At 67.4% G+C, this 25,784-nt stretch carries 25 protein-coding genes, 3 pseudogenes and 1 riboswitch; of the genes and pseudogenes, 12 read left to right on the top strand and 16 right to left on the bottom strand.

All coding sequences use genetic code 11. The features are described 5' to 3' along the window. Positions 1-162: 162 nt before the first annotated feature. Positions 163-1,348: pseudogene (locus tag IF11_RS0106310) on the bottom strand (pectate lyase family protein); the annotation flags it as partial. A gap of 269 nt (positions 1,349-1,617) precedes the next feature. Here IF11_RS0106310 and IF11_RS41920 point away from each other — a divergent pair. The 6 genes and pseudogenes from IF11_RS41920 to IF11_RS0106285 all read left to right on the top strand — a co-directional run. Next, positions 1,618-1,762, top strand: a pseudogene (locus IF11_RS41920) (IS630 family transposase); the annotation flags it as partial. 251 nt (positions 1,763-2,013) lie between these two features. Then, positions 2,014-2,466 carry an FMN-binding protein gene (locus IF11_RS36415; RefSeq protein WP_030350432.1) on the top strand — a complete coding sequence of 151 codons (453 nt, stop codon included), beginning with the start codon at positions 2,014-2,016 and terminating at the stop codon, positions 2,464-2,466. Positions 2,467-2,533: 67 nt separating this feature from the next. Continuing rightward, the gene (locus IF11_RS0106300) at positions 2,534-3,166 is read left to right on the top strand and encodes a (2Fe-2S)-binding protein (protein ID WP_030350431.1); all 633 of its coding nucleotides are present in this window, start codon (positions 2,534-2,536) and stop codon (positions 3,164-3,166) included. 12 nt (positions 3,167-3,178) lie between these two features. Next, on the top strand, positions 3,179-4,162 hold the full coding sequence (locus tag IF11_RS0106295) for an FAD binding domain-containing protein (protein WP_030350430.1): 984 nt from the start codon (positions 3,179-3,181) through the stop codon (positions 4,160-4,162). After that, on the top strand, positions 4,159-6,363 hold the full coding sequence (locus IF11_RS0106290; protein ID WP_030350429.1) for a xanthine dehydrogenase family protein molybdopterin-binding subunit: 2,205 nt from the start codon (positions 4,159-4,161) through the stop codon (positions 6,361-6,363). Before IF11_RS0106295 ends, IF11_RS0106290 begins: the two co-directional genes overlap by 4 nt. Before the next feature lie 85 nt (positions 6,364-6,448). Next, positions 6,449-7,381 carry an FAD:protein FMN transferase gene (locus IF11_RS0106285; RefSeq protein WP_051745569.1) on the top strand — a complete coding sequence of 311 codons (933 nt, stop codon included), beginning with the start codon at positions 6,449-6,451 and terminating at the stop codon, positions 7,379-7,381. A 138-nt stretch (positions 7,382-7,519) separates the two neighbouring features. On the opposite strand, the gene IF11_RS0106280 is transcribed toward IF11_RS0106285, so the two are convergent. The 4 genes from IF11_RS0106280 to IF11_RS0106270 all read right to left on the bottom strand — a co-directional run bounded on the left by IF11_RS0106280 (position 7,520) and on the right by IF11_RS0106270 (position 10,700). Continuing rightward, positions 7,520-8,209, bottom strand: coding sequence for a flavodoxin (locus tag IF11_RS0106280; RefSeq protein ID WP_030350427.1), 690 nt, complete (start codon positions 8,207-8,209; stop codon positions 7,520-7,522). A 59-nt stretch (positions 8,210-8,268) separates the two neighbouring features. Further along, entirely contained in the window at positions 8,269-9,543 is a 1,275-nt protein-coding gene (locus IF11_RS0106275; RefSeq protein WP_030350426.1) for an FAD-binding oxidoreductase, read from the bottom strand. Positions 9,544-9,545: 2 nt separating this feature from the next. Next, entirely contained in the window at positions 9,546-9,737 is a 192-nt protein-coding gene (locus IF11_RS40755) for a hypothetical protein (RefSeq protein WP_133243230.1), read from the bottom strand. A 567-nt stretch (positions 9,738-10,304) separates the two neighbouring features. After that, positions 10,305-10,700 carry a hypothetical protein gene (locus tag IF11_RS0106270; protein WP_051745568.1) on the bottom strand — a complete coding sequence of 132 codons (396 nt, stop codon included), beginning with the start codon at positions 10,698-10,700 and terminating at the stop codon, positions 10,305-10,307. 930 nt (positions 10,701-11,630) lie between these two features. On the opposite strand from IF11_RS0106270, the gene IF11_RS0106265 reads away from it, so the two are divergent. Then, a complete protein-coding gene (locus tag IF11_RS0106265) occupies positions 11,631-12,173 on the top strand; it encodes a (R)-mandelonitrile lyase (protein ID WP_078490500.1) in 543 nt (180 codons plus the stop codon). A gap of 224 nt (positions 12,174-12,397) precedes the next feature. Continuing rightward, complete coding sequence (locus tag IF11_RS0106260; protein WP_030350423.1) at positions 12,398-13,294, top strand: helix-turn-helix transcriptional regulator; 897 nt, start codon at positions 12,398-12,400, stop codon at positions 13,292-13,294. 71 nt (positions 13,295-13,365) lie between these two features. Here the strand turns inward: IF11_RS0106260 and IF11_RS0106255 are convergent, their stop codons facing one another. Continuing rightward, positions 13,366-14,400: a zinc-binding dehydrogenase gene (locus tag IF11_RS0106255; RefSeq protein ID WP_030350422.1), complete on the bottom strand. Its 1,035-nt coding sequence runs from the start codon at positions 14,398-14,400 to the stop codon at positions 13,366-13,368. A gap of 414 nt (positions 14,401-14,814) precedes the next feature. On the opposite strand from IF11_RS0106255, the gene IF11_RS0106250 reads away from it, so the two are divergent. Both IF11_RS0106250 and IF11_RS38545 read left to right on the top strand, forming a co-directional pair. Beyond that, complete coding sequence (locus tag IF11_RS0106250; RefSeq protein WP_051745652.1) at positions 14,815-15,780, top strand: helix-turn-helix transcriptional regulator; 966 nt, start codon at positions 14,815-14,817, stop codon at positions 15,778-15,780. Between the two features lie 272 nt (positions 15,781-16,052). Continuing rightward, positions 16,053-16,217 (top strand): annotated as a pseudogene (locus IF11_RS38545) (carbonic anhydrase); the annotation flags it as partial. 51 nt (positions 16,218-16,268) lie between these two features. Here IF11_RS38545 and IF11_RS0106245 read toward each other — a convergent pair. Both IF11_RS0106245 and IF11_RS0106240 read right to left on the bottom strand, forming a co-directional pair. Further along, positions 16,269-16,880 (bottom strand): hypothetical protein, encoded by a 612-nt coding sequence (locus IF11_RS0106245; RefSeq protein ID WP_030350420.1) that lies wholly within the window; start codon positions 16,878-16,880, stop codon positions 16,269-16,271. Beyond that, positions 16,877-17,341: a hypothetical protein gene (locus IF11_RS0106240; protein WP_051745567.1), complete on the bottom strand. Its 465-nt coding sequence runs from the start codon at positions 17,339-17,341 to the stop codon at positions 16,877-16,879. Before IF11_RS0106240 ends, IF11_RS0106245 begins: the two co-directional genes overlap by 4 nt. Before the next feature lie 122 nt (positions 17,342-17,463). Here IF11_RS0106240 and IF11_RS0106235 point away from each other — a divergent pair, with 122 nt between their 5' ends. Next, on the top strand, positions 17,464-17,829 hold the full coding sequence (locus IF11_RS0106235) for a GNAT family N-acetyltransferase (RefSeq protein WP_240627628.1): 366 nt from the start codon (positions 17,464-17,466) through the stop codon (positions 17,827-17,829). A 330-nt stretch (positions 17,830-18,159) separates the two neighbouring features. On the opposite strand, the gene IF11_RS0106230 is transcribed toward IF11_RS0106235, so the two are convergent. From IF11_RS0106230 to IF11_RS0106210, 5 genes are all read right to left on the bottom strand, one after another. Continuing rightward, on the bottom strand, positions 18,160-18,687 hold the full coding sequence (locus IF11_RS0106230) for a SixA phosphatase family protein (RefSeq protein WP_106979115.1): 528 nt from the start codon (positions 18,685-18,687) through the stop codon (positions 18,160-18,162). Between the two features lie 5 nt (positions 18,688-18,692). Further along, entirely contained in the window at positions 18,693-18,866 is a 174-nt protein-coding gene (locus tag IF11_RS40750) for a hypothetical protein (RefSeq protein ID WP_169746433.1), read from the bottom strand. A gap of 35 nt (positions 18,867-18,901) precedes the next feature. Then, a complete protein-coding gene (locus IF11_RS0106220; RefSeq protein WP_157848414.1) occupies positions 18,902-19,312 on the bottom strand; it encodes an inorganic diphosphatase in 411 nt (136 codons plus the stop codon). 102 nt (positions 19,313-19,414) lie between these two features. Then, positions 19,415-19,479: riboswitch (Fluoride riboswitch) on the bottom strand. A gap of 160 nt (positions 19,480-19,639) precedes the next feature. Continuing rightward, positions 19,640-20,023 carry a YciI family protein gene (locus tag IF11_RS0106215; protein WP_030350415.1) on the bottom strand — a complete coding sequence of 128 codons (384 nt, stop codon included), beginning with the start codon at positions 20,021-20,023 and terminating at the stop codon, positions 19,640-19,642. Positions 20,024-20,292: 269 nt separating this feature from the next. Continuing rightward, positions 20,293-20,892, bottom strand: coding sequence for a TetR/AcrR family transcriptional regulator (locus IF11_RS0106210; protein WP_030350414.1), 600 nt, complete (start codon positions 20,890-20,892; stop codon positions 20,293-20,295). A 169-nt stretch (positions 20,893-21,061) separates the two neighbouring features. On the opposite strand from IF11_RS0106210, the gene IF11_RS0106205 reads away from it, so the two are divergent. Next, complete coding sequence (locus IF11_RS0106205; RefSeq protein ID WP_030350413.1) at positions 21,062-22,021, top strand: alpha/beta hydrolase family protein; 960 nt, start codon at positions 21,062-21,064, stop codon at positions 22,019-22,021. Between the two features lie 3 nt (positions 22,022-22,024). Here the strand turns inward: IF11_RS0106205 and IF11_RS0106200 are convergent, their stop codons facing one another. The 3 genes from IF11_RS0106200 to IF11_RS0106190 form a co-directional block, all read right to left on the bottom strand. Further along, a complete protein-coding gene (locus IF11_RS0106200) occupies positions 22,025-23,398 on the bottom strand; it encodes a class-II fumarase/aspartase family protein (RefSeq protein WP_030350412.1) in 1,374 nt (457 codons plus the stop codon). 8 nt (positions 23,399-23,406) lie between these two features. Continuing rightward, positions 23,407-24,840, bottom strand: a complete 1,434-nt coding sequence (locus IF11_RS0106195; protein ID WP_051745563.1) for a cation:dicarboxylate symporter family transporter — start codon at positions 24,838-24,840, stop codon at positions 23,407-23,409. A 145-nt stretch (positions 24,841-24,985) separates the two neighbouring features. Continuing rightward, positions 24,986-25,711: a GntR family transcriptional regulator gene (locus tag IF11_RS0106190; RefSeq protein WP_030350410.1), complete on the bottom strand. Its 726-nt coding sequence runs from the start codon at positions 25,709-25,711 to the stop codon at positions 24,986-24,988. Between the last annotated feature and the right edge of the window lie 73 nt (positions 25,712-25,784).

Genomic DNA, 25,784 nt, shown 5'->3' with positions numbered 1-25,784 from the left:
TGCAATCGGTCGCCGCTCCCTGGCGACGATCGAACCGGGGCGGGTGATGAGCTGAACCGCTGGGGTCCGGCCCTGGGTGACCTGCGACTTGCTGAGGGCGCAGGCTACTTCGATGTACCGCTGGTGCCACTCAGTCATGCTCGCGCGACTCCGACAACGCGGCGAGGTCCCCCTCGGCCCTGGGGGCCGGGGAGGTACCCCGGGTGCGGGCGTCGCGGGCCCGCGAAGATCGGCCGGACAGGGCCTAGCAGTTGCCGTTCGACACCTGCAGCCCCTTGCCGGCGCCTGCCGTCCGGCTCACGATGTCGGGCACGCAGCCGGCCCCGTCGAGGCTGTAGGAGTAAGGAATACTGACAGTGGTGTTGGACTGCGGGTCGGGCCCGGCGGGGTTGTTCTCGCCACTGGGGCTGGACCAGGTCACGTTGTCGAACGTGTTGCCGCTGACCTGCCAGTACCCGGCCGCGTCGGTGTAGAAGGTGCCCAGGACGTCCTTGGAGTCCTTGAAGTAGTTGTTGTCCACCTTGGCCCGGGCCCCGGCACGGGAGTTGATGCCGGACTCGTTGAGCTTCACGTAGTAGTTGTTGTAGATGTGGGCTATGCCACCACGCAGCAAGGGCGTGCGGGAGTCGATGTTCTCGTACAGGTTGTGGTGGTACGTGATGAAGCCGTTCGAGAGCTCGCTCTCACTGGACCCGACGAGACCCCCACGGCCGGAGTTGCGCAGGATGCTGTAGGAGAGGGTGACGTACTGGGTGTTGTCCTTCATGTCGAAGAGGCCGTCGAACCCTTCCGACTCCCCACCCGACGCCTCCAGGGTGGTGTGATCGACCCAGACGTTGCGGACGTTCCGCTCCATGCCGATGGCGTCACCCCCGTTCGACGTGGGCGAGCCGGACTTCTTGACGTTCCGAACAGTCACGTTCTGGATGATGATGTTGCTGGACTCGCGGATGTGGATGCCCAGTTGATCGAAGACGGCTCCGCTGCCGACGCCTAAGATCGTGACGTTGCTGATCTGCTTGAGCTCGATCACGCCGGCGGCGGTGTTGCAGCTGTCGCCCGACACCTTGGCGGTGTTGCCGTGGTTGATGGTCCCCTCGACCTCGATGGTGATCGGCGTGCTGCTACTGGCCCGGCCGCACAGGGCCTGATGGATCGCGGTCCCTGTAGTGGCCCGCACGGTCTGCCCGCCCGCCCCGCCGGTGGTCCCACCGTTCTGGGTCGCGTAGCCGGTGGCGCTACCGGATGCGGCCGATGCCGAGGGCATCGACACAACCGCACCGGTCGCGGCCGCGAGGGCCGCCGTGGCCAGCGCCGCATAGAGTCGCAGTGCGACTGGTTTCTTCATGTCCGTCTCTCCTTATTCGTCGTCGAGTACCGAGTTGCAGCATGGCGTGAACATGTCAGTTCTTCGGGGGAAGCCGTCGCCGTTGAAACAGTGCTCCATGGCGTGTCGGCGTCCTGGGTGCGGCCCCGCGTCGGATCGGTGGCAGCTCATATGTGAAGTCGCGGCAAATCGCCGTGACTTCACCTTCACCGGAACGAGGATCACAAAGAGGGAAAGCGCTTTCTGCTGGTGAGGATAGGGTGGCTTCTGCTGGCCTGGCAAGGTCTCGGAAAGAGAACAAGGTCGAGCTGTGCTTCACCCCGGCCAACGCCTCCTGGGCCAAACCGATCGAGGCCCACTTCGGACCGCTACGGCGGTCCGTTACGGCAGTTCACCCTGGCGCATTCGAACCACCGAAGCCACCCCGTACAGTCACCGCTGCCGCTCTGGCGCTGGTGTATCAAGCCCTTCAGCTTTGCGCTCTCTTGACTTGATGGACAGGTGCCAGGGGTGCCGTATCACACCGTGGAACGTCACTGCCTGGCACAACGCGGCCTGCCACGCGGCACGCGAAACCAGCAGGCTGAACGCAGGATGGAGACCATGACGGCAACCGATCGGTCACGCCCCCTTGTCGGCTGACGCTGCCCCGCGCTGATCGAGCCGATGGAAGGACGACGAGAGACATGGCAGCTCTGCGCAAGAAGATCGCGACGGCGACGATGGTGGGAATCTCCGTAACCATGTCCGCCGCCGCATGCTCGGCGACGGATCCGGAGGGGCAGGGGGCGGCGCCCGAACGGAGCGGTGGTGTCACCGACTCCAGATCGTCGTTGAGCGAAGGCCCAACGTACGAGAACGGTGACTACAGCGCGGCAGGGGAGTACGGGAGTGGTCCATCGAGTATCAGGGTGTCCTTGACTCTCGACGACGATGCGATCACTTCGGTCGAGGTGACCCCGCAGGCGACGGATCCGACGTCGCGTGACTTTCAGGAGCGTTTCGCCGATGCGGTCCCGCGTCTTGTCGTTGGCAAGGTCATCGATGAGGTGAGGCTGGACCACGTCGCGGGTTCGAGTCTTACGCCCGACGGGTTCAATGCCGCACTCCGGCGGATCGAGGCGGAGGCGGCCGGCTGACGCACTATCTCCGCCCATGAGTGGAACCCGTCTTTTGTCCCCGGACAGTGAGATCGAGAGAGTGGGCATGTCTACCGAACTTCCCGAGTCAACTGTTTCTCCCCCCACCAGGGCCCCGTTCACCACGTCCCGACGGACATTCATCGCGACGACCACCCTGGCCGGTGGTGCCGTGGTGGCCGGCGGCCTGTTCGTGGGACCGAACGCTCTCGGTGATGAGTCCGCTGCCGAACCACCCAGTGGCCGTGTGTCGTTGACGGTCAACGGTGTGCGGCACACCGTCATGGTCGACAACCGGACCTCGTTGCTGGATCTGCTGCGTGAGCACCTGGACCTTACGGGATCAAAGAAGGGCTGCAACGCCGGCGCGTGCGGCGCCTGTACGGTCCTGGTCGACGGGCAGCGGGTCAACTCCTGCCTCACGCTGGCAGTACGGCTGGACGGGGCCGAGGTCACCACGATCGAGGGGCTCGCCGACGGCGAGGACCTGCACGCGTTGCAGCAGGCCTTCATCGACCAGGACGCCTTCCAGTGTGGGTTCTGCACGTCAGGGCAGATCATGTCCGGCGTCGGTTGCATCAAGGAAGGCCACACCGGCTCCGCCGAGGAGATCCGGGAGTGGATGAGCGGCAACATCTGCCGCTGCGGCTGCTACACCAAGATCGTCCGCGCGGTCGACCACGCCGCACGCGGGAAATGAGGGCCCACCGTCATGCATCCCTTCTCCTACACCAAGGTCTCCACCACCCGCGAAGCCCTCAACGCGGGCCGCAGCGGAGGGCGTTACATCGCCGGCGGCACCACGCTCGTCGACCTGATGCGTGAGACCGTCGAACGTCCGGACACCCTCGTCGACATCAGCGGTCTGCCGCTGCGCGGGATCACGGTCACCGGGCGCGGCGGCCTGCGCATCGGTGCCCTGGTGCGGATGGCCGAGGCCGCCGCCGACTCCAAGGTGCGCACCACCTTCCCGGTGATCTCGCAGGCGCTGGAGCTGAGCGCCTCGGCGCAGCTGCGGAATATGGCGACCATCGGCGGCAACATCATGCAGCGCACTCGCTGCGCGTACTTCCGTGATGTGACGGCCGCCTGCAACAAGCGTGAGCCCGGCTCGGGGTGCGCCGCGCTGAAGGGCGTCAACCGTACCCACGCGATCCTCGGCACCTCCGGTGACTGTGTGGCCACGCATCCCTCCGATGCCGCGGTGGCCTTCGCGGCGCTGGAGGCGCGAGTCCATGTGCTGGGCTCGGACGGGCGGGAGCGGAGTATCGGCTTCGCGGACTTCCTGCTGCGACCCGGCAGCACCCCACACCGCGAACAGGCCATCCACAGAGGCGAGTTGATTACCGCGGTGGAGATTCCGGTCCACCCTCGCCCCCTCGTGTCCGGGTACCTGAAGGTGCGTGACCGGCAGTCGTACGAGTTCGCCCTCACCTCCGCCGCCGTAGCCCTGCATGTCCGCGGCGGCGTTATCCGCGAGGCGAGGGTCGCCGCCGGCGGTGTCGGTACCGTGCCGTGGAAGCTGTCCGCCGTCGAGCGCCACCTCATCGGTGAACGCCCCTCCGAGGCCCTGTGGACGGCGGCCGCCGCGCGGGCGGCTGACGGCGCCCGCCCGCTGGAACACAACCGGTTCAAGGTCGACCTGCTCAAACGTACCGTCGAGCGCCAGCTGCGCATCGTAGGAGGAAGCCGATGAGCCCCCAGCCGCAAGCCAGCGTTGGCGCCCCGCTGTCCCGCGTCGACGGACGCCTGAAAGTGACCGGCGGGGCCGACTACGCCGCCGACCACCACCCCGAGGGTGTGGTCCACGCCGTCATCGTCGACAGTGGCATCGGCCGCGGACGGATCTCCGGCATCGACACCGGCGCCGCCGAGGCGCAGCCCGGAGTCATCAGGGTCATCACCCACCGCAACGCCCCCACACTGCCGTACCGCGACAACGCGGGCTCGAACAACCCGGCGGGCGGGCGACGCCTGCGGGTCTTCCAGGACGACCAGATCCTCTTCCACGGACAGCCGGTCGCGGTCGCGGTCGCCACTACGCTGGAGGCCGCTCAGCACGCGGCGAGCCTGGTCAAGGTCGTCTATGACGCCCAGCCGCCGTCGACCGACCTGAGTGACCCTGACGTCCCGACGAACACCCCCACGACCTACGCGCGCGGCGACGCACAGGCGGCCCTGGACTCCGCGGCCGTACGCATGGAGATGACGTACCGGCTCGCCCGCAACCATCACAACCCGATGGAGCCGCACGCCACCGTCGCTCGCTGGGACGGCGACCGGCTCACAGTGTGGGACAAGACCCAGTGGGTGATCGGCGGCACCCAGACGGAACTCGCCGCCGTGTTCGGGATCCCGCTGGAGTCCGTACGGGTCATCTCGCCGTTCGTCGGCGGCGCCTTCGGCAGCGGTCTGCGGACCTGGCCGCACACCACGATCGCCGCCCTCGCCGCCCGCGAGACGCGGCGGCCGGTCAAACTCGTACTGAGCCGCAGGCAGCAGTACTTCGGGACGGGCTTCCGGCCCGCGTGCGAGTACCAGCTGAGCCTGGGCAGCGACCGCAGCGGGCGCGTGAGTGCCATGGTCCACGACATGCGGACCGAGACCTCGACGTACGAGCCGTTCGGCGAGCGCGGGATCCTGCCGCTGGGGCAGGTGCTCTACGACACACCCAACGTCAGCCAGACGTACCGGACGGCGCGGCTGGACGTGAACACCCCGGTTGCCATGCGCGGCCCCGGCTTCGCCACCGCCGCCTACGCCATCGAGTCGGCGATGGACGAACTCTCCTACGAACTCGGCATCGACCCCATCGAACTGCGCGTGCGCAATGAACCGGAGGCGGACCCGTCGAACGGCAACGCGTTCTCCACACGCAGGCTGCGTGAGTGCTACACCACCGGCGCCCGCGAGTTCGGCTGGGACCGGCGCGACCCGAAGCCCCGCGCCACCCGCGACGGCGACTGGCTGATCGGCACCGGCGTGGCCACCGGCGTCTACCACACCCTGCGAAATCCTGCCCAGGCCAGGGTCCGGCTCGACGCCGACGGCAGCGCGCTGGTCGAGTCCGCCACCAGCGACATGGGACCGGGCACCTACACCTCCATGACTCAGGTCGCCGCCGACGCCCTCGGCCTGCCCATGCGCAGGGTGACCTTCCGGCTCGGCGACTCCCTCATGCCCAACGCCCCCCTGCACGGTGGCTCCCTGACCATGGCCAGCGTCGGATCCGCCGTCCTGAACGGCGCCGACCAGCTACGACAACAGGCGATCCGACTCGCCGTCGAGGATGAACGATCGCCGCTGTACGGCGCCGACGCCGGCACCGTGGTCGTGCGGAACGGCCGGCTGCACGTGCCGGACAACCCGTCCCGCGGGGAGACCTATCAGCAGCTCCTGGCCCGCAACGACCGCGCCGGTCTGGAGGTTCTCGGCACCTACACCCCGGTGCAGAACCGGTTCACCATCGAGGCCTACGCCGCGGTGTTCGCCGAGGTCGCCGTCGACGCCCGGCTCGGTCTGGTCCGGGTACGGCGGATGCTCGGCGTCTACGACGCCGGCCGGATCATCAGCCCGAAGCTTGCCGAGAGCCAGGCCATCGGCGGCATGGTCGGCGGCATCGGACAGGCACTGCTGGAACACACCGTCACCGACCACCGCGACGGCCGCATCGTCAACGCCAACCTCGCCGACTACCTCGTCCCCGTCAACGCCGACATCATCGACCTCAAAGCGATCTACCTCCAGGGCGAGGACATGGACGCCGACCCGCTCGGCGTCAAGGGCCTGGGCGAAGTCGTCCTGGTCGGCGTGGCACCGGCCATCGCCAACGCCGTCTTCCACGCCACGGGGCACCGCGTACGCGAACTTCCCATCACCGCCGACGCCCTGCTCTGAGCAGCCGGGTAATCCCCTTGAACCGTCCGGCGGCCCGCGATGCCACCGCCCGACGCCTGCCTCCCCGTCCGACGGAGGTGATCGCATGATTCACACCGGCCGCGACGCAGACCCCGGCACGTTCAGGTGTGGCAGCCGCCCGGCGTTCACCTTCGACGCCATCGGAACGCGCTGGAGCATCGAGACGGACACCCCCCTCGACACCGATCTGTGCCGTCAGCTGCGCCGCCGCATCGACGACTTCGACGCTGTGTACTCCCGGTTCCGGCCCGACTCGCTCATCTCACGCATCGCCGCAGCCCCCGTTGGTGGCCGTTTCACCTTCCCGGAGGACAGTTGTCTCCTCTTCGAGCTCTACGACCGGCTCGCCGTCCTCACCGAAGGGGCCGTCGACCCACTCGTCGGCCGTGACCTCGAACTCCTCGGCTACGACAGGACCTACACCCTCACGCCGGCACCCGCTCCCGTCCGGGCACGGCACGCCCGCGTTCGGCCCTCATGGAGCACTGACGTCATCCGGGATGGTGCCCTGCTCACCACCCACCGACCTCTCGTGATCGACGTCGGTGCCGCGGGCAAGGGCCACTTGGTCGACCTCGTTGCCGCGCTGCTGCGCGATGCCGCCATCAGCCGGTTCGTCGTCGACGCCGGCGGCGACCTGCGCCATGACGGCGAGGAAACCCTGCGGGTCGGTCTGGAGCATCCGTTGGACCCCACCCGCGTGATCGGCATCGCGCATCTGCACCAGCAGGCTCTGTGCGCCTCCGCCACCAACAGGCGCGCATGGGGAACCGACCTGCATCACATCCTCGACGGCCGCACCGGCCTTCCGGCCGGCGAAACCCTCGCCACCTGGGTCATCGCCGACGACGCGGCCGTCGCCGACGCCCTGGCGACCGCCCTGTTCTTCACCGCACCCCACCAGCTCGCCACCGCGTATCACTTCACCTATGTCCGCGTCGGATCGGACGGCCGTGTCGACACGTCCCCGGACTTCGTCGGAGAGCTCTTCGGCTGACCGGCGGACCTTGCAGGTCAGCCGACGCAAGGGGCAGGGGCGAGTCAGTCGCAGCCGCCCTCACAGCAGTCCACCAGCCGAACGCCGCGGAGCGGTGTTACGTGGTGCGACAGAGCACTCCACGTGCCCCGGGGCCCGTTAGCCGAGGCCGTCGAGCCAGTTCACCACCTCCGCCTCGGCATCGTCCATGTCATCTCGCGATATCGTCAACGCATTACTTATCACCGTGGAGTCGGAAAGCGTGTCGGTGATGGTTTCAACGGTTCCCGACAGACGGTTTCCGCCATGGGTGCTGAACAGCATGATGTTCTTTCCGCTGAAGTCATGTTCCTCAAGGAACGTGTACATCGGCATCGGCAGGTCGTACCACCAGATCGGGTAGCCGATGAACACGGTGTCATATTCTTCAAGGTTCGGGATCAGAGCTTTGAGTTTCGGCCTTTCGTTTGCCTCCTGTTGTTCGAGTGCGAGATTTTCGAGCGTTTCGTGATCAAGGGGCAGCTCTTCTGCTGTCTCGATGCGGAACACCTCGGCGCCAGTGCGCTCTTCAATGATCTGTGCGACGTACTGAGTATTTCCGAGAACTTTTCCGTCAACTACGTGCGTGCTGTTCTCCTCGTCGTCGGACATGTTGTTCGGGTCATCGGTTTCTGGTACCGAAAAATAGGCGATCAAAATGCGTGAGTCGTCCAGTGGAGGGAGAAGTTTCGAAGGTGTCGAATTGCTGGAGGTGTTCCCTGCCCCTCCTGTCGAACAGCCCGCGACGGCTGCCCCCGCCAATGTGGCGGTGGCCAGTGCAAGAAATTTGCGGCGTTTTGTGGTTTCCATCTCGGTGAACTCCGTATGCTCGGGGTGTGGAAGGTCTCGTTTTTTCTGGGGCCACGTGGCTACATGGTGAGTCGTTCCTGATGTATTCGCCGTGCGGAGACTCCCATTCGTCGCAGCAGGCGCTGGTTGGCCAATACGGCGGGGTTCGGGCCCACGATGAAGAATGCGCCCTTCGCGATTTCCTCTGCGGACAGTGTGCTGGCAAGATCTTCGCGGCGGAACCGGCCAATACTGGTGGTGACCTGCAAACGGTCACCGGACGCCGCCTGGTACTCCAGGAGCGCGTCACGGTAATAGGCATCTTCTGGGCTACGCACGGCCCACAGCAGGTGAATCTTTCGCGTGGTGTGGTGGGCTGCTGTCAGGCTGAGCAGTGGCGCCACGCCCGCGCCCATCCCGAGGAGGACGAGCGGAGCTTCATGGTCTCGATCCTGGATGATCGATTCGAAGCGGCCGAATGGCCCCTCCAGGCGCACGCGGGTTCCCACCTCGACATTGCCGACGCGGCGAGTGAAGTCTCCGTGCTGACGAATCGTGAAGGTCAAGGTTTCCGGGTTTTCGTCGGTCACCGAGAAGGGATGCCATTCTCTGCTCACAGAAGGGGATCCCTCGAAACTGAGGAAGAAGAAGTCGCCCGGCTGCAAGGTTGCCGCTTTGCCATCGAGGTCCACCGACATCTTGCGCGTCGCCCCACCGAGCGCTTCATTGCTTATGACGGTACCCATCGGATAGGTGTCGGGCGCGATCCACTTCTTCCATGCGTAGATGCCCAATACCATGACTGTGTACAAATCAAAGAGAACCATGAACGCAAAGTGCTGGTTCACTCTCACGAGCAGGTGAACGTGCAGCCAGATCATCGCCACGATCACCAGATTGAGTCGATGAATCCACACGGAGAGCCGGCGACGGAAGACAACCTCCAGAAGTCGCTTGGCCGCCAGTAGCAGTCTCGATCTGTCGACCAACCACCCGCTCATGAAGAACACCGAGAAACACAGCACTGCGAGCGCCCCGTAGAACCCCCAATCCCCCAGGTCTCGCGCCAGACGGCTCGGCGAGTAGCCGTAATCACGGTGCACATAGGCCGCGACGATCGCCAGCACGCCGAGCATCCCATGCAGGCCATAAATGGACGGCAGCCCCACGAAACGGTCCAGCCAGGACGGTCTCACACTGAGCACGATGGACAGCAGCCACCATGTATAGGCAATCAGACCGAGGAAGATGTAGAACTTCAGGGGGCCAGGTTCAGTGGCCAGGAAGTCGTAGGTGAGCACCAACGGGAGCGGAAACACAACCGCGAGGCTCCAGAACAGCAGCTTACGTAGCATCGCTAGAACTCCACCCGGGCTATCCGGTTCAGTGCGCTCGACCGGTGCCCGTCCTCAGGCGTTCTGCCTTCGCTCGCCGAGGAAACTCCTCGCCGCCCCGTGTCCCGCACGTTCTGCAGGTTGACGTAGATGAGTGCCGCCATGGCCAACAAGGCACCAGAAATCAGGACGATCCCCTTGTATTTCGGCTTCACGCGCAAGCCCCTGTCAGTGAGGACTGGTCGCCTGCCCAGCCGGCGGGCATTTCGTCGCCGGCCGACTTCGAGGTCTTACTCATGGAGTGTTCTTCCTGTTGTGTCGCGTGTATTGCCTGGCTGTACGTCGGTTGTGAGGTCGATGACCGTCCTCAAGTCATGGCGTAGGCGAGGGACCTTCGTCCGGTGGTCCATGGCGCCGCTCGCAGAACCAGCCGTGCGGGGTCGGTCAGTTCGCGCTCAGACGCGCCTCGGCACTCGGGTACGCGCGCAGTCTCAGCCACTGCGCCGGACACTGTTCCGTACTCCTTCGGCGACGACCGGGTCGTCGACGTCCCCTTCGCAGCGCGAAGCAGCATGCGTGAGCCAGTCGCGCGCCGCGGGCACACAGTGAGGTCGTCATCGCGTACCAGCGCGCCGACGGCGCGGCAGAGCGAGTGCCGCACACCACGGGGAGGTATACGGGGGAGCATGTTGCCCGCGGTCCGCAGTTCGGAGAGTTCACGAGGACGGACGCCGGTCATCAGTGAGGGGACGACCGGGGGATCGGCGCGGGTGCTGAACAGATCAGCAGCGGAACACCTGAAGTGACGTGAGTGAGTGGGGAGCCGAGGATCTCGCCGCGAGGTGCGACACCGTGAGGCCGCCGGGGGGCAGCGCGGTGAACTCGTCTCCCCTGACACCGCCGGCGCAGGGCCTGGTGTCGGGCTCCGGGGCGGAGCGGTGGCGGTCACGGCCCCCCAGCCAGGAGGCTGGGTCCACGATCTGCTCGCCGTCGCCACAGGTGGCGAACTCGTCCCCGAGGTCGGCGGTGACCACGCTCGTGGACCACTCCATTGGTGCCGGGGCAGGGCTGTAGATGGCGTGCCCGGTCGCGCCGGGCACCATCACGCCGATGAACTGAAGGGCCACCAGGAGAGCGGCCAGAGCGAGCACGAATCGGGTTGTCTTGTCGCGCGGCATGAGCCTCCTTCCGGCCTTTCCCATTCAGTTCGACTTTCGTCCCGGGGGCGCGGAAAGAAGGCCCTCCACCTTTGCGGCGCCCTGGAAATCCCCGGTGGCCGAAGGCTGTACGCCCGTTGAGTGGCCGTATCGGCCTCGCTCGTTCCTCCTGCGACCGACGGCGGGCCTGCCACGAACAGCGCGCCAACCACGACCGCGCGGATCTTCCGCGTTCCCGACTCACCTTGCTGGAAGGACTCGCCATGTGGCAGGCCGTGTTGTGCCAGGGAGCGCTGATCGACGGAGTGACAGGGCCCCCAACATTTCGCCCGAGCTGATCACTTCTCTGCTATAGGCGGGACCATCTGTCGGAGGCTTGGCCCACGAGCCGTAGAGCACCGCGGGTGCGGGCGAGGCACGTTGGTGCCGGCCCCGGAAGCGAGTCGGCGGACGACCAGTTCGATCGGTATTCCACGTATGAGCATGAGATCACCCGCTGGGGATCAGGCTGGGGCTGTCATATGGAAGGCCGTGCTGTGCCAGGGACTGGTGTTCCGTGCTGTGGCAGGGCTCCCCACGCACCTGGATCTTCTCCTCCCAGGATGGAATTCTCCTCTCTGCGGGCCCGCGAGATGGTGGACCGGGCGGCAGGATCGATCGGAAGGGCGCGGTCAGCCGGCTGAGCACGCGTCATGAACCTGCCGGGAAGACGCTGTGCTCCTGGGGCATCCGCACCCTCGGGGGCTGTGTGCCGTAACGCCGAGCAGACCGAATTGTCGCGTCAAGACCGTTGCCGCGCCGAGCGCCGTCGACGTCACGAGCCTGTTGGGTGACCGCTGGGCGGCATGGAGGACCCGGGCCACCTTCCAGGACATGTTCGCAGCCAGGCAGGCCGGCAAGCCCGCGCACCCAAGACCGCGGTGCGCATCCGAAGGAGAAAGGACGACAGCCATGTCGGCACTGAGCAGCAACTGGGACCGCCGATCCGTACTACGTGCCTCCGCAGGCGTCTCCGTACCCGCGGCGCTGACCGGACTCACCTTCAGCGGCCACTCCGCCTACGCCGGCGAGGCCGGGTCCGGCGCGCGTCCCACAACGGAGAAGCTGCCGAAGCAGCCGTCTGCCAAGGGACCGGCCGAGCGGTTCACCGGTGACGTCTGGGTCGACAACATCACGGCTGGTGTGGAGCTCTCGCGGCTGCGCGCCAGCATGGTGCGTTTCTCGCCCTGTGCCCGCACCGCCTGGCACCGGCACGTCCTCGGGCAGACCCTGCACGTCACAGAGGGCATCGGGCTCGTCCGGGCACGCGGCGGCAAGTTGATCGTCATGCGCCCGGGCGACACCATCTATACGCCGCCCGGGGAGTGGCACTGGCATGGTGCCACCCGCGAGCACTTCATGATCCACCTTGCCATGGTGGACACCGATGGTGAGGGGGACGGCGCGACCGAATGGGGCGACCTCGTCACCGACGAAGAATACGACCGCAGGTAGTACACCCCCTTCGGTATCTGGCCCTGAGGTCTCGCGCCTCAGGGCTGCCGTGCTGCCATGGCGCGGGCACGGCGACACAGCAGCGGTAGAGAACGAGCGCGGCCTTCCAGTACTCGCCGCTGAAACCAGAACAACTGGGGCCACCGAGGCTCTCGGAGACGTGCGCAACGACGTCATCGAGCACCACGCGGTCCCCGGCTGCCTCGCCTGCCATACTGAACCGCATGGCACGCGAGCAGCGCAACGTCGGCGGCAGCGGGCTGGGGATCTTCCTGCGAACCCGCCGGGCCCAGGTGGCTCCCGAGGATGTCGGTCTTGTGCCGGGCGCCGGGCTGCGCCGAACTCCTGGGCTGCGCCGTGAGGAGCTGGCCACCCTGGCCGGTATCAGCATCGACTATTACGCGCGCCTGGAACGCGGCCAGGAGGCCAACCCCAGTCCATCCGTTGTCGACGCCCTCGCCCGGGCCCTCCGGCTGGACGCGCACGACCATGACCACCTGCGCGAACTTGCCGTGCGTGCCGGTAGGAGGGCGGAGCCCGAACCGTCGGCCTCGGCCGACCGGACGGTACGGCCCGACATCGAGCTGATGCTGGAGAGGCTGCGCCCCAACCCCGCATACGTGATAAGCCCCACGATGGACATTCTCGCCACCAACCCTGGCGGGCTCCGGCTGTTCGCGGGGATGGAGGAGCGCCCGCCCGAGGAACGCAATGCCTTGCGTTATCTCTTCCTCGACCCGCATGCGCCGAAGCTGTTCGCGGACTGGGACGAGCAGGTCCGCACCTGTGTCGGCCGTATGCGCGTACTGGCCGGTACCGAACCCGACACCGCCGGCCTTGCCGAGCTCATCGACGGACTCCTGCTCGAAAGCCCGGAGTTCGCACGTCGATGGAAGCACTACGACGTGCAGCCGCACCCCGGCGGTGACAAGTCCTTCCACCATCCGCAGGTCGGTGACCTCACCCTCGGGTACCAGTCCATGCAACTGGAAGGCACCCCCGGCCACCGCCTCGTTGTGTTCTACGCCGAACCCGGCACCCCCGAGCACGACAAGATCGTCCTCCTCGACGCAACGGTCACCGAGCCCGCTTCGAAAGCCACCGGGAAGAAGCGCAGCTGACGACGGACGACAGTCCCCTCCGAAGGCGGACGTGGGGATGCCGGCCGCCGCTGTTGGAGGTACGGGTGGGGTCAGGGCTCGATGAGGACCTTCAGCGCATCACGGTCGGCCATCGCGCGGTAGGCGTCCGGGGTGTCGTTCAGGTCGACGGTCCGGTCGAAGACCCGGCCGGGTTCGATCTTCCCCTCAAGGATGTCGGGCAGCAGTTCCTCCATGTAGGCGCGGGCCGGGGCCACACCGCCCGTGAGGGTGACGTTCTTCGCGAAGTCCGTGAAGCCGAAGGGGATCTCGCCGTACTGCGGCACGCCGACCCGGCTGATCGCACCGCCGGGGCGGACCACGCCCAAGCCCATCTCGAACGCCGACAGCGCGCCGACGCACTCCAGTACGGCATGGGTACCCAGGCCTCCGGTCAGCTCCCGCACGCGGGCGATGCCTTCCTCGCCGCGCTCGGGAACGATGTCGGTGGCGCCGAAGTCGCGGCCCAGGTCGGTACGGTCCTTGTGGCGTCCCATCAGGATGATCCGCTCGGCTCCGAGCCGCTTGGCAGCCAGTACCGCGGACAGTCCGACCGCGCCGTCACCGATCACCGTCACGGTCGTGCGCGGGCTGACCCCTGCCTTCACCGCGCTGTGGTGCCCGGTGCAGAGTACGTCGGAAAGGCTGAGCAGCGACGGCAGGAGTGCGGAGTCCTCGGCCACCGGTAGCTTGACCAGCGTGCCCTGGGCCTGCGGCACCCGTACGGCCTCGCCCTGACCGCCGTCCACCCCGTTCGGGCCCCACTGGCCGCCGTGCGGGCAGGCCGTATGCAGACCTTCCTCGCAGAAGACGCAGGTGTTGTCCGCCCAGAGGAAGGGGGCGACCACCAGGTCACCGGCCTTCACACCGGAAACTTCGGAGCCGGTTTCCTCGACGATGCCGAGGAACTCGTGCCCCATGCGCCTGCCCTGGTCCGAGGCCGGCATGGAGGCGTACGGCCACAGGTCGCTGCCGCAGACACAGGCGAGCACCACCCGGACGATCGCGTCGGTGGGGTTCTGGATCCGAGGGTCAGGGACGTTCTCCACGCGGACGTCACCGGCGCCGTACATCACTGTTGCTCGCATGAGACTCTTCCGATCTTCCTTGAAATGAAACGAGATTGATGGAGAGGCGGAGTCTTGGTCCGGGGGATCGGGATGACGTACTCACCCTGGGCCAGTTGATGTGCTTCACGGTGACCGCTCCTTCGTTTCTTCGGACGCTCGCCCACAGCCATCGGCGCTGCCCGCCCGCCCGTGCTCGCCCACTCGCAGGCTCCTGCGCCTTGCGATCGTCCGCGGCGCTTTACGGAGGTGAGCTCAGACTCCTCGCCCCTTGCGGATTCCTTGACGTGAGGACCATCCGCAACATGCCTTGAAGCCTCCCCGCTCCGTACGCCGCGTGGTAGGCCGCGTCGTACCGGGGAGCGGTGTTCCGTGCTGTGACAGGGCACCCCACGCACCTGCCTCGCAGGTCACATGCCCGGCATACTGGACAGTATGAGACGTGAGCAGCAGCCCGTCGGCGGCAGCACCGAGCTGGGGCGCTACCTGCGGGCCCGCCGGGCCCAGGTGACTCCCAAGGACGTCGGCCTTGCGGCGGGCGGCGGGCTGCGACGTACGCCCGGGCTGCGCCGTGAGGAACTGGCCACCCTGGCCGGTATCAGCATCGACTACTACGCACGCCTGGAACGCGGCAAAGAGACCAACCCCAGCCCGTCCGTCGTCGACGCCCTCGCCCGGGCCCTGCGGCTGGAGACCCACGAGCATGAGCACCTGCGCAGCCTCGCCGTCCACGCCGCCCGGACGGCGCCCGAACCGCCCATCGCGGCCGGCGGAACCTTGCGGCCCGGCGTCAGTCTGATACTGGACAGCCTGCGACCGGGCCCCGCCTACATAGCCAGCCGCACCAACGACCTGCTCGCCTGGAACCCCGCCGGGCTGCGACTGTTCACCGGCATCGAGGACTGGCCGGTAAAGCGGCGGAACATCGCGCGCTACGCCTTTCTCCACCCCGCCGCCCGCGAGCTCTTCGACGACTGGGAGCACACACTGCTCGGCTGCATCGCCCGACTGCGGGCCCTGGCCGGCACCGACCCTGACGCCCCCGACCTCACTCACCTCGTCGGCGAACTCCTCCTCAAGAGCCCGGACTTCGCGCGCCTCTGGGAGCGCTACGACGTCAAGGCGCACGCGTACGGTCGCAAGACCTACCATCACCCCGACGTCGGCACCTTCACCCTCAACTACCAGGGCATGCAACTGGAAGGCACCCCTGGTCACCGCCTGGTCAGCTATTACGCCGAGCCCGGTACCCCCTCCCATGACGCGCTCGTCCTCCTCGATATGACCACGTACGAGCCGTCCGAGGACGAAGCCGAGCCGCAGCGCGGACAGTCGACGCCCCCGCCGGACGAGGCTTCGTCGTCCACCTCCAGGCGCCGTACGCCGGGGCAAGAGCGGTGAGCGAACGACGGACGCCCGCGTGACACGCCGCCGTCGGAGCGTTTTGCAGATGCCGCGCTCGCGCTGCCCGGGGTCGACGGCGTGGTCGTCAACAGCGGCACCAACGTGCTCGAAGAGGACGCATCCATCACCCTGCCTCGGCCGGAAGCAGATCAGCTGAGCACGCGGCCGCGTAACAACCCGGGAAGTCGCCGGGCGGATCGATGAGCACAGCCAGACTGGTGATGCAGGCGAAGTAGGGAGAGGAGACGCTAGGTGCGAAATACGGCGACCCGGTTCGCGAGGCAGCCACTATCGAGTACGCGGTCGAGGTGCTCGGGGTCACGGACATCGTCGTCTGCGGCCACTCGCACCGCGGCGCCGTCGGCGCGCTGATGCGCGGCGAGGACCTGACCGTAGTCGGCGGCCCGGGCGGGTGGTGCCCCAGATGGTGCGACGGCGGGTCCAGGTCATGAGGTCCGGGCTCAGGGTTTAACCAGGCCCGTGCCCTAACAGTCAGTCAGGTCCACGATGAGATCGCAGTGGGGATCGTCCGGTGCGGGCTGGTGGCGCTCTGTTTCCTCGATGAGGGAAGGGAGCGAGGCGGTCAGCGCGGTGAGTGTGTCGGTGAGGTGGATGTCGACGCCGATGAGGCCGGAGCAGTCCGGATGCTGTACGTACAGGCGCATCAGGCTGTCGTCTTTCATCAGAAAGCCGATCAGGAAGGGGTTCTCGTCGTCGCCGGGGTCGGACAGAGCACGCAGGACGCTGAGGGCCTGGTCCTCCTCGGGCTCGGGGGCGGGGGTGATCTCCTCCGGGTGAAGGCGGATGAGAGTCATCCCGAGGACCTCGCTGATGTCGTCACTGCTGTAGAGCTGGGTCCCGGACAGTACGGTGCGCAGGATGCCGGGGATGTGGGCGGGGGCCACGGTGTCATGGGGGATCTCGTAGAGGAACGTCTCGCTGCTCTCGCCGTCCCCGGCGCGGATGGCGATCCGTACGGCGTCGGAGGCGGGCAGGACGCCACGCAGGCGGCAGCCTTCGGCAATGGGGGCGTTGAGGTAGTACAGCAGCAGGCGGCTGATGGCGGCCTGCTGCTGGCGGTCTTCGGGGTGTGTCACTTATTCATCCAAGCAGGGCACTTGTTGTGCGGCTGGTTGCGGCAGAACGCGTTGACTACGCCGATCTTCTGCCCTCTGCCGGCGTCATACTTCTTGTCCTTGGTGTAACGGGAGTACTGCACGATGACGACGAAGTGCACTGTCTGGGGCCTGTTGCCGGTCTTGACGGCGACGCCATCGTATTCCAGGCGCCCGTGATGGTCGTTGCGGTCGACCTTGCCCTTAACGGCGGCGTCAATGATTTTGCAGACACGGATGTTGTGCCGGTGAGTGAAATGGTTCCACCCGAGATGGGCGTTTCCAACCCTGGTGACGATGTGGCGTCCCTCGGGGTCGGTGGCCTTGCAGTGGGCGGTCTTGTTCCAGTCCGGCCCAGGTGCGGCCTGAGCGGTGTGAACGGACCCGGACAGCAGCGTCGCGGTGAATAGGCCGGTGGCGGCCAGCGCGGTGATCTTCTTCATGGGCTGAGGTTGGCATAGAGACGCTGGGGCGCCTAGGCCGGTTATTAGTTCGGGGTTTCGGTCGTTCGGGCACGGTCGCGCTCCCTTTCTGCCTCAAGCCGTCCCCGGAGGTGATCGCCGAGGTGACCAGCTTCCTCGCCGGCTACTGGATCCTGCGAGCACCGGAACCTGACGACCAGGAACCGGTCGAAGGGCAGGCCGAACTCGGCTATTGGCTTCTGCGGCGCTACTGGCGTCAAGGACTCGCGAGCGAGGGATCTCGTGAGCTGGTCCGGTACGGGTTCGAAGACCTCGGGCTGACCCGGATCTTCGCCATGACAGCGGCGGCCAACAACGCCTCCCGGGCGACGATGGCCGCCGGCCGGTTGCAGTGCGTCCGTACATTCCATGCGGACCCCGGTGACTGGCCTCCGGGCACCGATCTGCGCGCAGTCGAGTATGCGATCACCCGAGAGCAGTGGAATGCCCAGAACTCCAGCAGACCGTGAGGCCCCTGACCCCGGAGGGCACGCCCACCCGGGCGTCGTCGCGGTGGGCTCGGCCGTTCCCGCGTTCACCTCGTGCCTACGCACGACCTGGGACTTGTCCGGCCGATCGCTCGACGGTGCGAGCTCGCACGATGGTGGAGTTCACCGAGATGTCCCAGCCGATCTCACCCTGCGGCGTCAGCGGCGGTCCGGATCTGCTGCGGCGGCTTCGTCTGCCTGGTCTTGCGCCAGGACTCCAGCCGACCTGGACCGCCCGGACCGGCGCGGGCCCATACGAACTGAAGGACGTAGCCGGCGGTGTGCTCTTCGGCCTCCTGGACAGCGGAGTGCTCAACGCCCGGCGAGACCGCGGGGAACGGCGAAATCGGTGAGGGTCGCGGTGCCCGGCGCGAGTTCGGCCCATCTGCCCGGCAGTGCCAGGACCGCGATGGCGGAGGTCGGAAACTTCCCCCGCGCCTGTGCCATCGCCTCGTCGTCCCCGTGCCCGGCCAGCGACAGTACGGCGTCCTGCACTCCGGGCTGGTGGCCGATCAGCAGCACGGTCCGCTGCCCCTCGGGGACGTCATGCAGCACGCCGAGCAGCCCGGCCGCGCTCGCCTCGTACACACGCGGGTCGTAGAAGACCATTGGCCAGGCGTCGAGTTCCGGCGCGACCAGCGCCCATGTCTCCCGCGTACGGCGGGCGGTGGAGCAGATGACAAGGTCGGGCACGCACCCCGCCGCGCGCAGCCACCGGCCGGCCGCCGGGGCGTCCCGGCGGCCCCGGGCCGCGAGCGGCCGGTCATGATCGGGCACGTCCGGCCAGGCGGACTTGGCGTGACGCAGGACGATCAGCCGGGCATGAGCGGGATTCGGCATGGCGCTCATCCGCCTCGCGCGCCGCTCGGCACGTACGCACGGCCGATCCCGCGGATCAAGTCCAGGCCGAGGAGCCGGTCCAGGTGGGCGAAGGTCTCGAACTCCGCTCCGTCGGCCGGCTCTTCGGCCGTCTCGGCAGTGTCCCGCCCCGGCGCGGGGCCTTCCAGCATCCTGACCAAACCTCTGTTCCTCCTCTCACCGCCCACCGCACGGCTCATTCCAGACATCCGGTGAGCTGCAGATAGCTGTGTCGCGCCTGCTCAACCAGTTGGTCTGCCTCCGCGCGCTGCCCGTAACCGGTCACCCGAGGTGCCGAGCCGTGCGACAACCGGGCCAGCACCCCCGCCCAGGCGCTGGGGCCGGCGTGTCGGCGGCCGAGATCCGGGACGTCCACCAGGTCGGCGAAGGGCTCGGCTTCGGCTACACACACCAGTTCGTCACGGTCCCGATCCGCTTCGCTCAGATGGAGCAGGGCCACCGGCCGCGCCGCCACCTCATCCCCGGGCAGGGCCGGCTCCTGCATCAGGACCAGAGCCTCGACGGGCCGGCCGTCCACACCGAGCGTGTCCAGGACGTTCCCCTTGCCCACAGGCCAGCCACCGAGACGCCCGGGCGGCTCGGGCACACTGTGTACCGCACCCCGGCTTCCGATGGCGGACCCCGTGGTCGATTCAACTGTGACGCTGATACGAGGCATCGCTCTACCTCCCGTAGTGCCGGACGGCTACATCAGGTAGAGGCCATCAGCACCCGCTCGGTGCGGTTACGGCGAGCCCCATCGCCGGGCCCTTCCAGTGTCCCGCACCCCCATATGGACGACAACCGGCACCCCTCTGAGCTCGGCAGATGAGTGCCCCCGGCCCCCGGGGGCCTTGCGCGTGGCGGCAATCCCCGGATCCCGCGCGGCGGTGGCCTCGTCACACTCGGCGGCGGAACAGGGCGGCGGGGCCGATCAGGTTTCGCCCATTCCGAACCAGTCGTGGATGGGCCGCACCTCGACCGCTACGACATGGAAATCAACGACGCGTTCGGCGATCGCACGCGCCCGTTCCAGGCTTGTGCAGTCGATCACGAAGTAGGCCGTCAGCTGTTCCGTTGCCTCAGTGTGTTCCGTTGCTTCCGTGAGCGGCCCGTCCGTCGTCGTCGATCCTTCCCTGGACCACCGGATAGTCGTCGTGTCCTTCGGGTGGGCCAACCCGGCTCCGTTCAGCATCTCGCCGGTGCCCGCCACGTCTCGGTGGAGCGCTTCGTGTCTGCGGAACACCTCGGCGCGGTCTGCTTCGGACATCGCTACGGTCGCAGCGGGATCGGCGTGCATCAGCACCATGTACTTCATGCCACCACTCTGGCACCGAACCCGGTGAACCTATGTGAGAACCGGTCGATCGCGTTCGTCATCGTCCTGCTGGCGGCTCATCAGATTGTGTGAACTCATGGTTGGCTCTCGGGCGCGCCCGGATCGGAGAGCCCATACGCTCCATTGCGTCGCCCAACGCTCGCCGATCCGGAGGGGAACGAGCTTCGCGTCCTCGCAGCCCAGCGGCTCAAACCATCACCCCTCTGACAAGGCGCCGCCTCTCGCCGTATTCGGGCTCACCGCCGACATCAGGATGAGCGCGGCGGTCGCTGGAGTCCCTGAAGGAGCAGTTCGACCAATCGGCGGGGGTCATAGCGGGGGTCGCTGTCACGTCCGATGCAGAGGTTGCCGATGCCGCGCATCAGTTCGTAGGCGTGCGTACCGGGCCTGATTTCCCCGGTGTTGACCGCGGCGTCGAGCAATTGCGCGCAGACGGGCACCAGTCGGTCGAGGAAGTAGGTGTGCAGCGCGTCGAAGCCGCTGCTGTCCGATTGCATCGCGTTGGCGAGTCCGTGCTTCGTGACCAGGAAATCGACGAAGAGGTCGACCCACTGACGTAGAGCGGCGAGCGGGGAGTCGGCGCCGGCCAGCAGGATCGGGCCGGCCTCGGCGCATGCTTCGACCTGGTGGCGGTAGACGGCGACGACGAGATCCGCCCGAGTCGGGAAGTGGCGGTAGATCGTTCCCAGCCCGACGCCCGCTCTGGCCGCGATCTCACGGATCGGCGCATCGACGCCGGAGGTGACGAACACCGCGGCGGCGGCGTCGAGCAGCGTCTGCTGGTTGCGCAGCGCGTCGGCCCGTTTGCTCCGGGCCGGCACCTCCCCCGAGTGGCTTGCAGTGGGCACCGCGCTCTCCTTCCGGCGGCCGTTGACAAAGCGGAACACTGTTCCGTATGTTAATCGGAACAACGTTCCGCTTTTAGCTTAGCTGAAGCCGGACACTCCTGACCGCCTCGCCCCCCGCCGCCGACCGAATAAGACCGGCAGCAGAGGCCATCGAACGGACATACACGTCATGAGCGAATCGACCTACGCGGCCGACCCCTTCGGCTCGCCCACTCCCGTCCTCTCGGTCAGCCCGGTGGTGCTGTCAGCACCCGGCCGGGCCGTGGACCTGGAGATACGGGTCTCCGCGCCCGTGACCGGGAGCGAGCTGCCGGTCATCCTCCTCTCGCACGGCCAGGGCTACTCGAACCACCTCTCCTCACTCAACGGTTACGCCCCCCTCGCCAACTACTGGGCGGCGCACGGCTTCGTCGTGATCCAGCCCACCCATCTGAGTTCGAGGACGCTGAGCCTGGATCCCGATACCCCCGGGGCGCCTCTGTACTGGCGATCCCGGGCCGAGGACATGCGGCGCATCCTCGACCAGCTCGATGTGATCGAGGCCGCGGTCCCGCAGCTCCTCGGGCGCCTGGACCGAAGCAAGGTCGCCGTGGCCGGCCACTCGATGGGCGGTCACACCGCGAGCCTGCTGCTGGGCGCCCGGCTCACCGATCCGCACGACGGAACGGAAGTGAACCTGGCCGAGCCCCGGATCAAGGCGGGCGTACTGCTCGCCGCGCCCGGCAGAGGCGGCGATGCCCTCAGTGAGATCGCGGCCGAGAATTATTCCTTCCTCCTGACCACGGACTTCTCCGAGATGACGACGCCCACGCTCGTGGTCGCAGGCGACAAGGACGCCTCCGCCCACCTGACGGTTCGGGGCCCGGACTGGCACGCCGATCCGTACGTCCTCTCCCCGGGCCCCAAGTCCCTGCTCACCCTGTTCGACGCGGAGCACGGACTCGGCGGGGTCTCCGGATACGACGTCGCCGAGACCACGGACGAGAACCCCGAGCGGGTGTCCGCGGTCCAGCGGCTCACCTGGGCCTACCTCCGCACCGAGCTCTACCCCGGGGATCCCGCTTGGCAGGCGGCGTGTGACGCGCTGGCGGCCGGACCCGACCCGCTCGGGCGGGTCGAATCCAAGTAACGTTCACCGGCGGGAATCGCTGGGTCCGCGGTCGGGTGCCTTGATGACCATACGGGTCATGGTGGTGGCGCTGCCGAGATAGCGGGCGGGGTCGCAGAGCTGGCCGATGCGCTCGGCGCCGAGCCGGCTCACCAGGTCCGCGTGGTCGAGGAGTTGGGTTTCCAGGCTGGTGCCGGTCTCGATGGCGGTGCGGCAGGCTTCGTAGACGACGTCGTGGGCCCGCTGCCTGCCCAGAACGGGTGCGATGTCCATCATGACGGCTTCGGCGACGATGAGTCCGCCGGTGATGTGCGTGTTCTGACGCATCCTGTCCACGTTCACCTCCAGACCGGAGAGCATGAACTCCGCCTGGTGCAGCGAGCTGGACAGCAGCAGGAAGGCTTCGGGTACGGCGGCCCACTCCAAGTGCCAGGGGCCGGTGGCGCGTTCGAAGTCCTGCATCATCGCGTCCAGCAGGGACGAGGACTTGTCGCGCAGCAGCTTGGCGGCGGCGAACATCAGCTCACTGGAGATGGGATTGCGCTTCTGCGGCATGGTCGAGCTGGCGCCGCGTCCGGGGACGAAGGGTTCCGCGAGTTCGCCGAACTCGGAGGAGCACATCATCATCACGTCCCAGGCGATCTTGCCGAGCGAGCCGCCGATCGCGGCGAACAGTGAGACCAGTTCCACGAGGCCGTCGCGCGCGACATGCCAGGTGATCGCGGGGTCCCGCAAGCCCAGTTCGGCCGCGAGGGCCGCACGGGCCCGAAGGCCCTCGGGACCTTCGCCCAGGGAGGCGAGGGTTCCGGCGGCGCCGCCGAACTGGACCATCAGAGCGCGCTCGCGGGCCTGTTCCAGACGCTCGGCGTGCCGGTCCAGGGCGGAGAGCCAGACGGCGCAGCGGTAGCCGAAGGTCACGGGGAGGGCGTGCTGGAGGTGGGTGCGGCCGGCGGTGACGGTGTCGACGTGCTCCTCCGCGAGTCGCTGGAGGGCGCGGCGTACACGATCGAGCTGATCCCCCAGGAGGGCCACGCCCTGTTTGCACTGGAGCATCACGGCGGTGTCCATGATGTCCTGGGTGGTGGCGCCCCAGTGGAGGTAGCCACCGGCGTCGCCGCACTGGTCCGCGACCTGCTTGATGATGGGCAGGACCGGGTAGCCGACGATTTCCGTCTCGGCCCGCAGCCGGTCCAGGTCCAGGCCGTCGAAGTCGGCCCCTGAGGTGATCCGGTCCGCGGCCTCGGTGGGGATGATGCCGACCGAGGCCTGGGCGCGGGCGAGCGCGGTCTCGGTGTCGATGATGCGTCGGACGTACGCGGCGTCGCTGAAGATCTCGCGCATGGCAGGGGTGCCGAACATGTCGCGGAACAGGAAGGAGTCGAAGACGGTGCTGCTCATGCTCTGTCTCACTTCTCGGAGGGGGAGTGGGGCGCGGTCGCGACGGCGTCCGCGGGTACGGAGGTGTCCTCCGGCGCACCGCGACGCGGGGTGTGCTCCGACGCCGGCCGGTCGGCCGGTTCGTCGGTCTCGGGCCGGGCCAGGAACGCGTTGGGGTCGGCCAGGGCGCGGTTGACCTTGTCGACGTCCATTTCCTTGCACCACTTGGCCAGGACGAACGTGGCGACGACGTTGCCGAAGGTGTTGCAGAAGGCGGTGGCCATGGACATGAACCGGTAGACGCCGAAGAGGATGGCCACGCCCTCGACGGGCAGATAGCCGGTGGCCGCCACGGTGGAGGCGAAGACCACGAAGGTGCCGCCGGAGACGGTGGCCGCGCCCTTGGACGTGAGCAGCATGATCAGCAGAAGGCCGAGCTGCTCGGGGATGCCCATCGGGATGCCGTAGACGTTGGCCACGAACAGGGTGCAGATGGACATGTAGAGGGATGTGCCGTCGAGGTTGAAGGCATAGCCGGTGGGCACGACCAGGCCGACGGTCTGTTTCGAGCATCCGATACGGGTGAGCTTCTTCAGCAGCCCGGGGAGCGCCGCTTCGGAGGACGCGGTACCGAGGACGAGGGTCATCTCCACGCGGACGTACTGCAGGATGCGCAGGATGTTGAAGCCGGCCAGCATGCAGACCAGCCCCAGGACGCCGAAGACGAAGACGCCGATGACCAGCCAGTACTCCAGGACGAGTTCGGTCAGGGCGAAGAGCATGTCGCTGCCGTTGGTGCCGACCGAGTAGGCGACGGCGCCGAAGGTGCCGAGGGGCGCGAGCTTCATGACGACGTTGACGAAACCGAAGAACGCCTCGGAGACGACTTCCAGGCCGGAGTTGATCCTGTCCTGCATTTGCGGCTTGAGCGAGAGCAGGCCGACGCCGAACAGGACGGCCAGGACCACGACTTGGAGCAGTTGGCCGGAGGAGAAGGCCCCGGCGAAGTTGTCCGGGACGATGTCCTTGAGGAAGGCGGTGAACCCGTGTTCGCCCGCCTCGGCCTTCGGCGCCTGCGCCGAAGCGGCGCCCGCGTCGAGCTCGGCGCCCTTGCCCACGCCGAACAGGTTCGCGGCCACCAGGCCGAGGAGCAGCGCGACGGTGGAGACGACCTCGAAGTAGACCAGGGCCAGGAACCCGACGCGGCCTGCCTTCTTCAGATCGCCCGCGGAGGCGATGCCCATGACGATCGTGAAGAAGACCAGAGGGGCGACTCCGGCCTTGACCAGCGCCAGGAACAGATCTCCGACGATCTTCAGCTCGGCCGCGAAGCCGGGGAAGACCACGCCGGCGATGATCCCGAGCGCCATGGCCGCGACCACCTGCGCTCCGAGCCCCCGGTACCAGCGCTTGCGTGCCGCGGGCGGGGACGCGGCGTCCAGTAGCTGCTCCTGCGACCTCATGCGTAGCACATCCTTGTCTAGACATGGTTTGTGTCTAGACAAGGAGACGGCTGGGGATACACGCATGTCAAGAGGTGTGCACGCGGTAATCGCCGGAGACGGTCGAGTGGCGAGGCGTAACGGAGCGTAGCGACAGGGGGAGGGTCTACCTGCGGCTGAGAATCGTCTCGTGGACGAAGTGGTCACCCGCGTGTGTGCTGACGGCGACCTCGAAGAGGGTCCCCAGAGCGTCGTAGTACCGGCGGACGAACTCCAGCCCCGGGCTCCCCGGCTCCACCCCCAGGTGCGCCGCAGCCTCCGCCGGCATCCTCACGGCCCGCACCCGTTGGACGACGCGCTCCACGGCGCGGTCCGTACGGGCTTCGACCAGGTCCGAGATCAACCGCGTGTTCTCACCCAGATCCGAGGCGATGGCCTTGGCGTCCTCGGGCCGCAGATACACCTTCGCCCAGGAGACGGCTCCCTCCGGGCGCTCCGGGTCCCGTCGCAGCGAGGTCACGCACACCTGCTGGGAGCCTTCCGCCAGTCCGGTGACCGCGGACAGGGCGGCGTCCACCGTCACCGGCTCCACCGTCAGAACGTGCCGTACAGCGGCTTCGCCGTACTGGGTCAGCTCTTCGATGCTGCCCAGCTTCGTCGTGAACCGGGTGAAAGGCGTCGTACGCTCCACGCGCGTGCCGATGCCCTTGTGCCGCGAGATCAGTCCGCCCAGCTCCACCCGACGCAGCGCCCGCCGCAACGTTTCCCGCGAGACGCCGTACTCCACCGCCAACTCCGGCTCGGTGGGCAGCAGTTCGCCGACGGCCCACCGCCCGGCGGCGATTCTCCCCATGAGGTCGTCGGCGATCACCACGTACCGCGGCTCACCCACGGGGAACTCCTCGCCTGCTGAAGGACGCCAACAGTGAAATCCTAGATCAGTGCCGAACGAACCCGGCCGGACC

The organism is Streptomyces scopuliridis RB72 (assembly GCF_000718095.1).
Taxonomy (GTDB): Bacteria; Actinomycetota; Actinomycetes; order Streptomycetales; family Streptomycetaceae; genus Streptomyces; species Streptomyces scopuliridis.
Note: the sequence above shows the minus strand (reverse complement) of the source record. Positions and strands in the feature narration are given on the sequence as shown.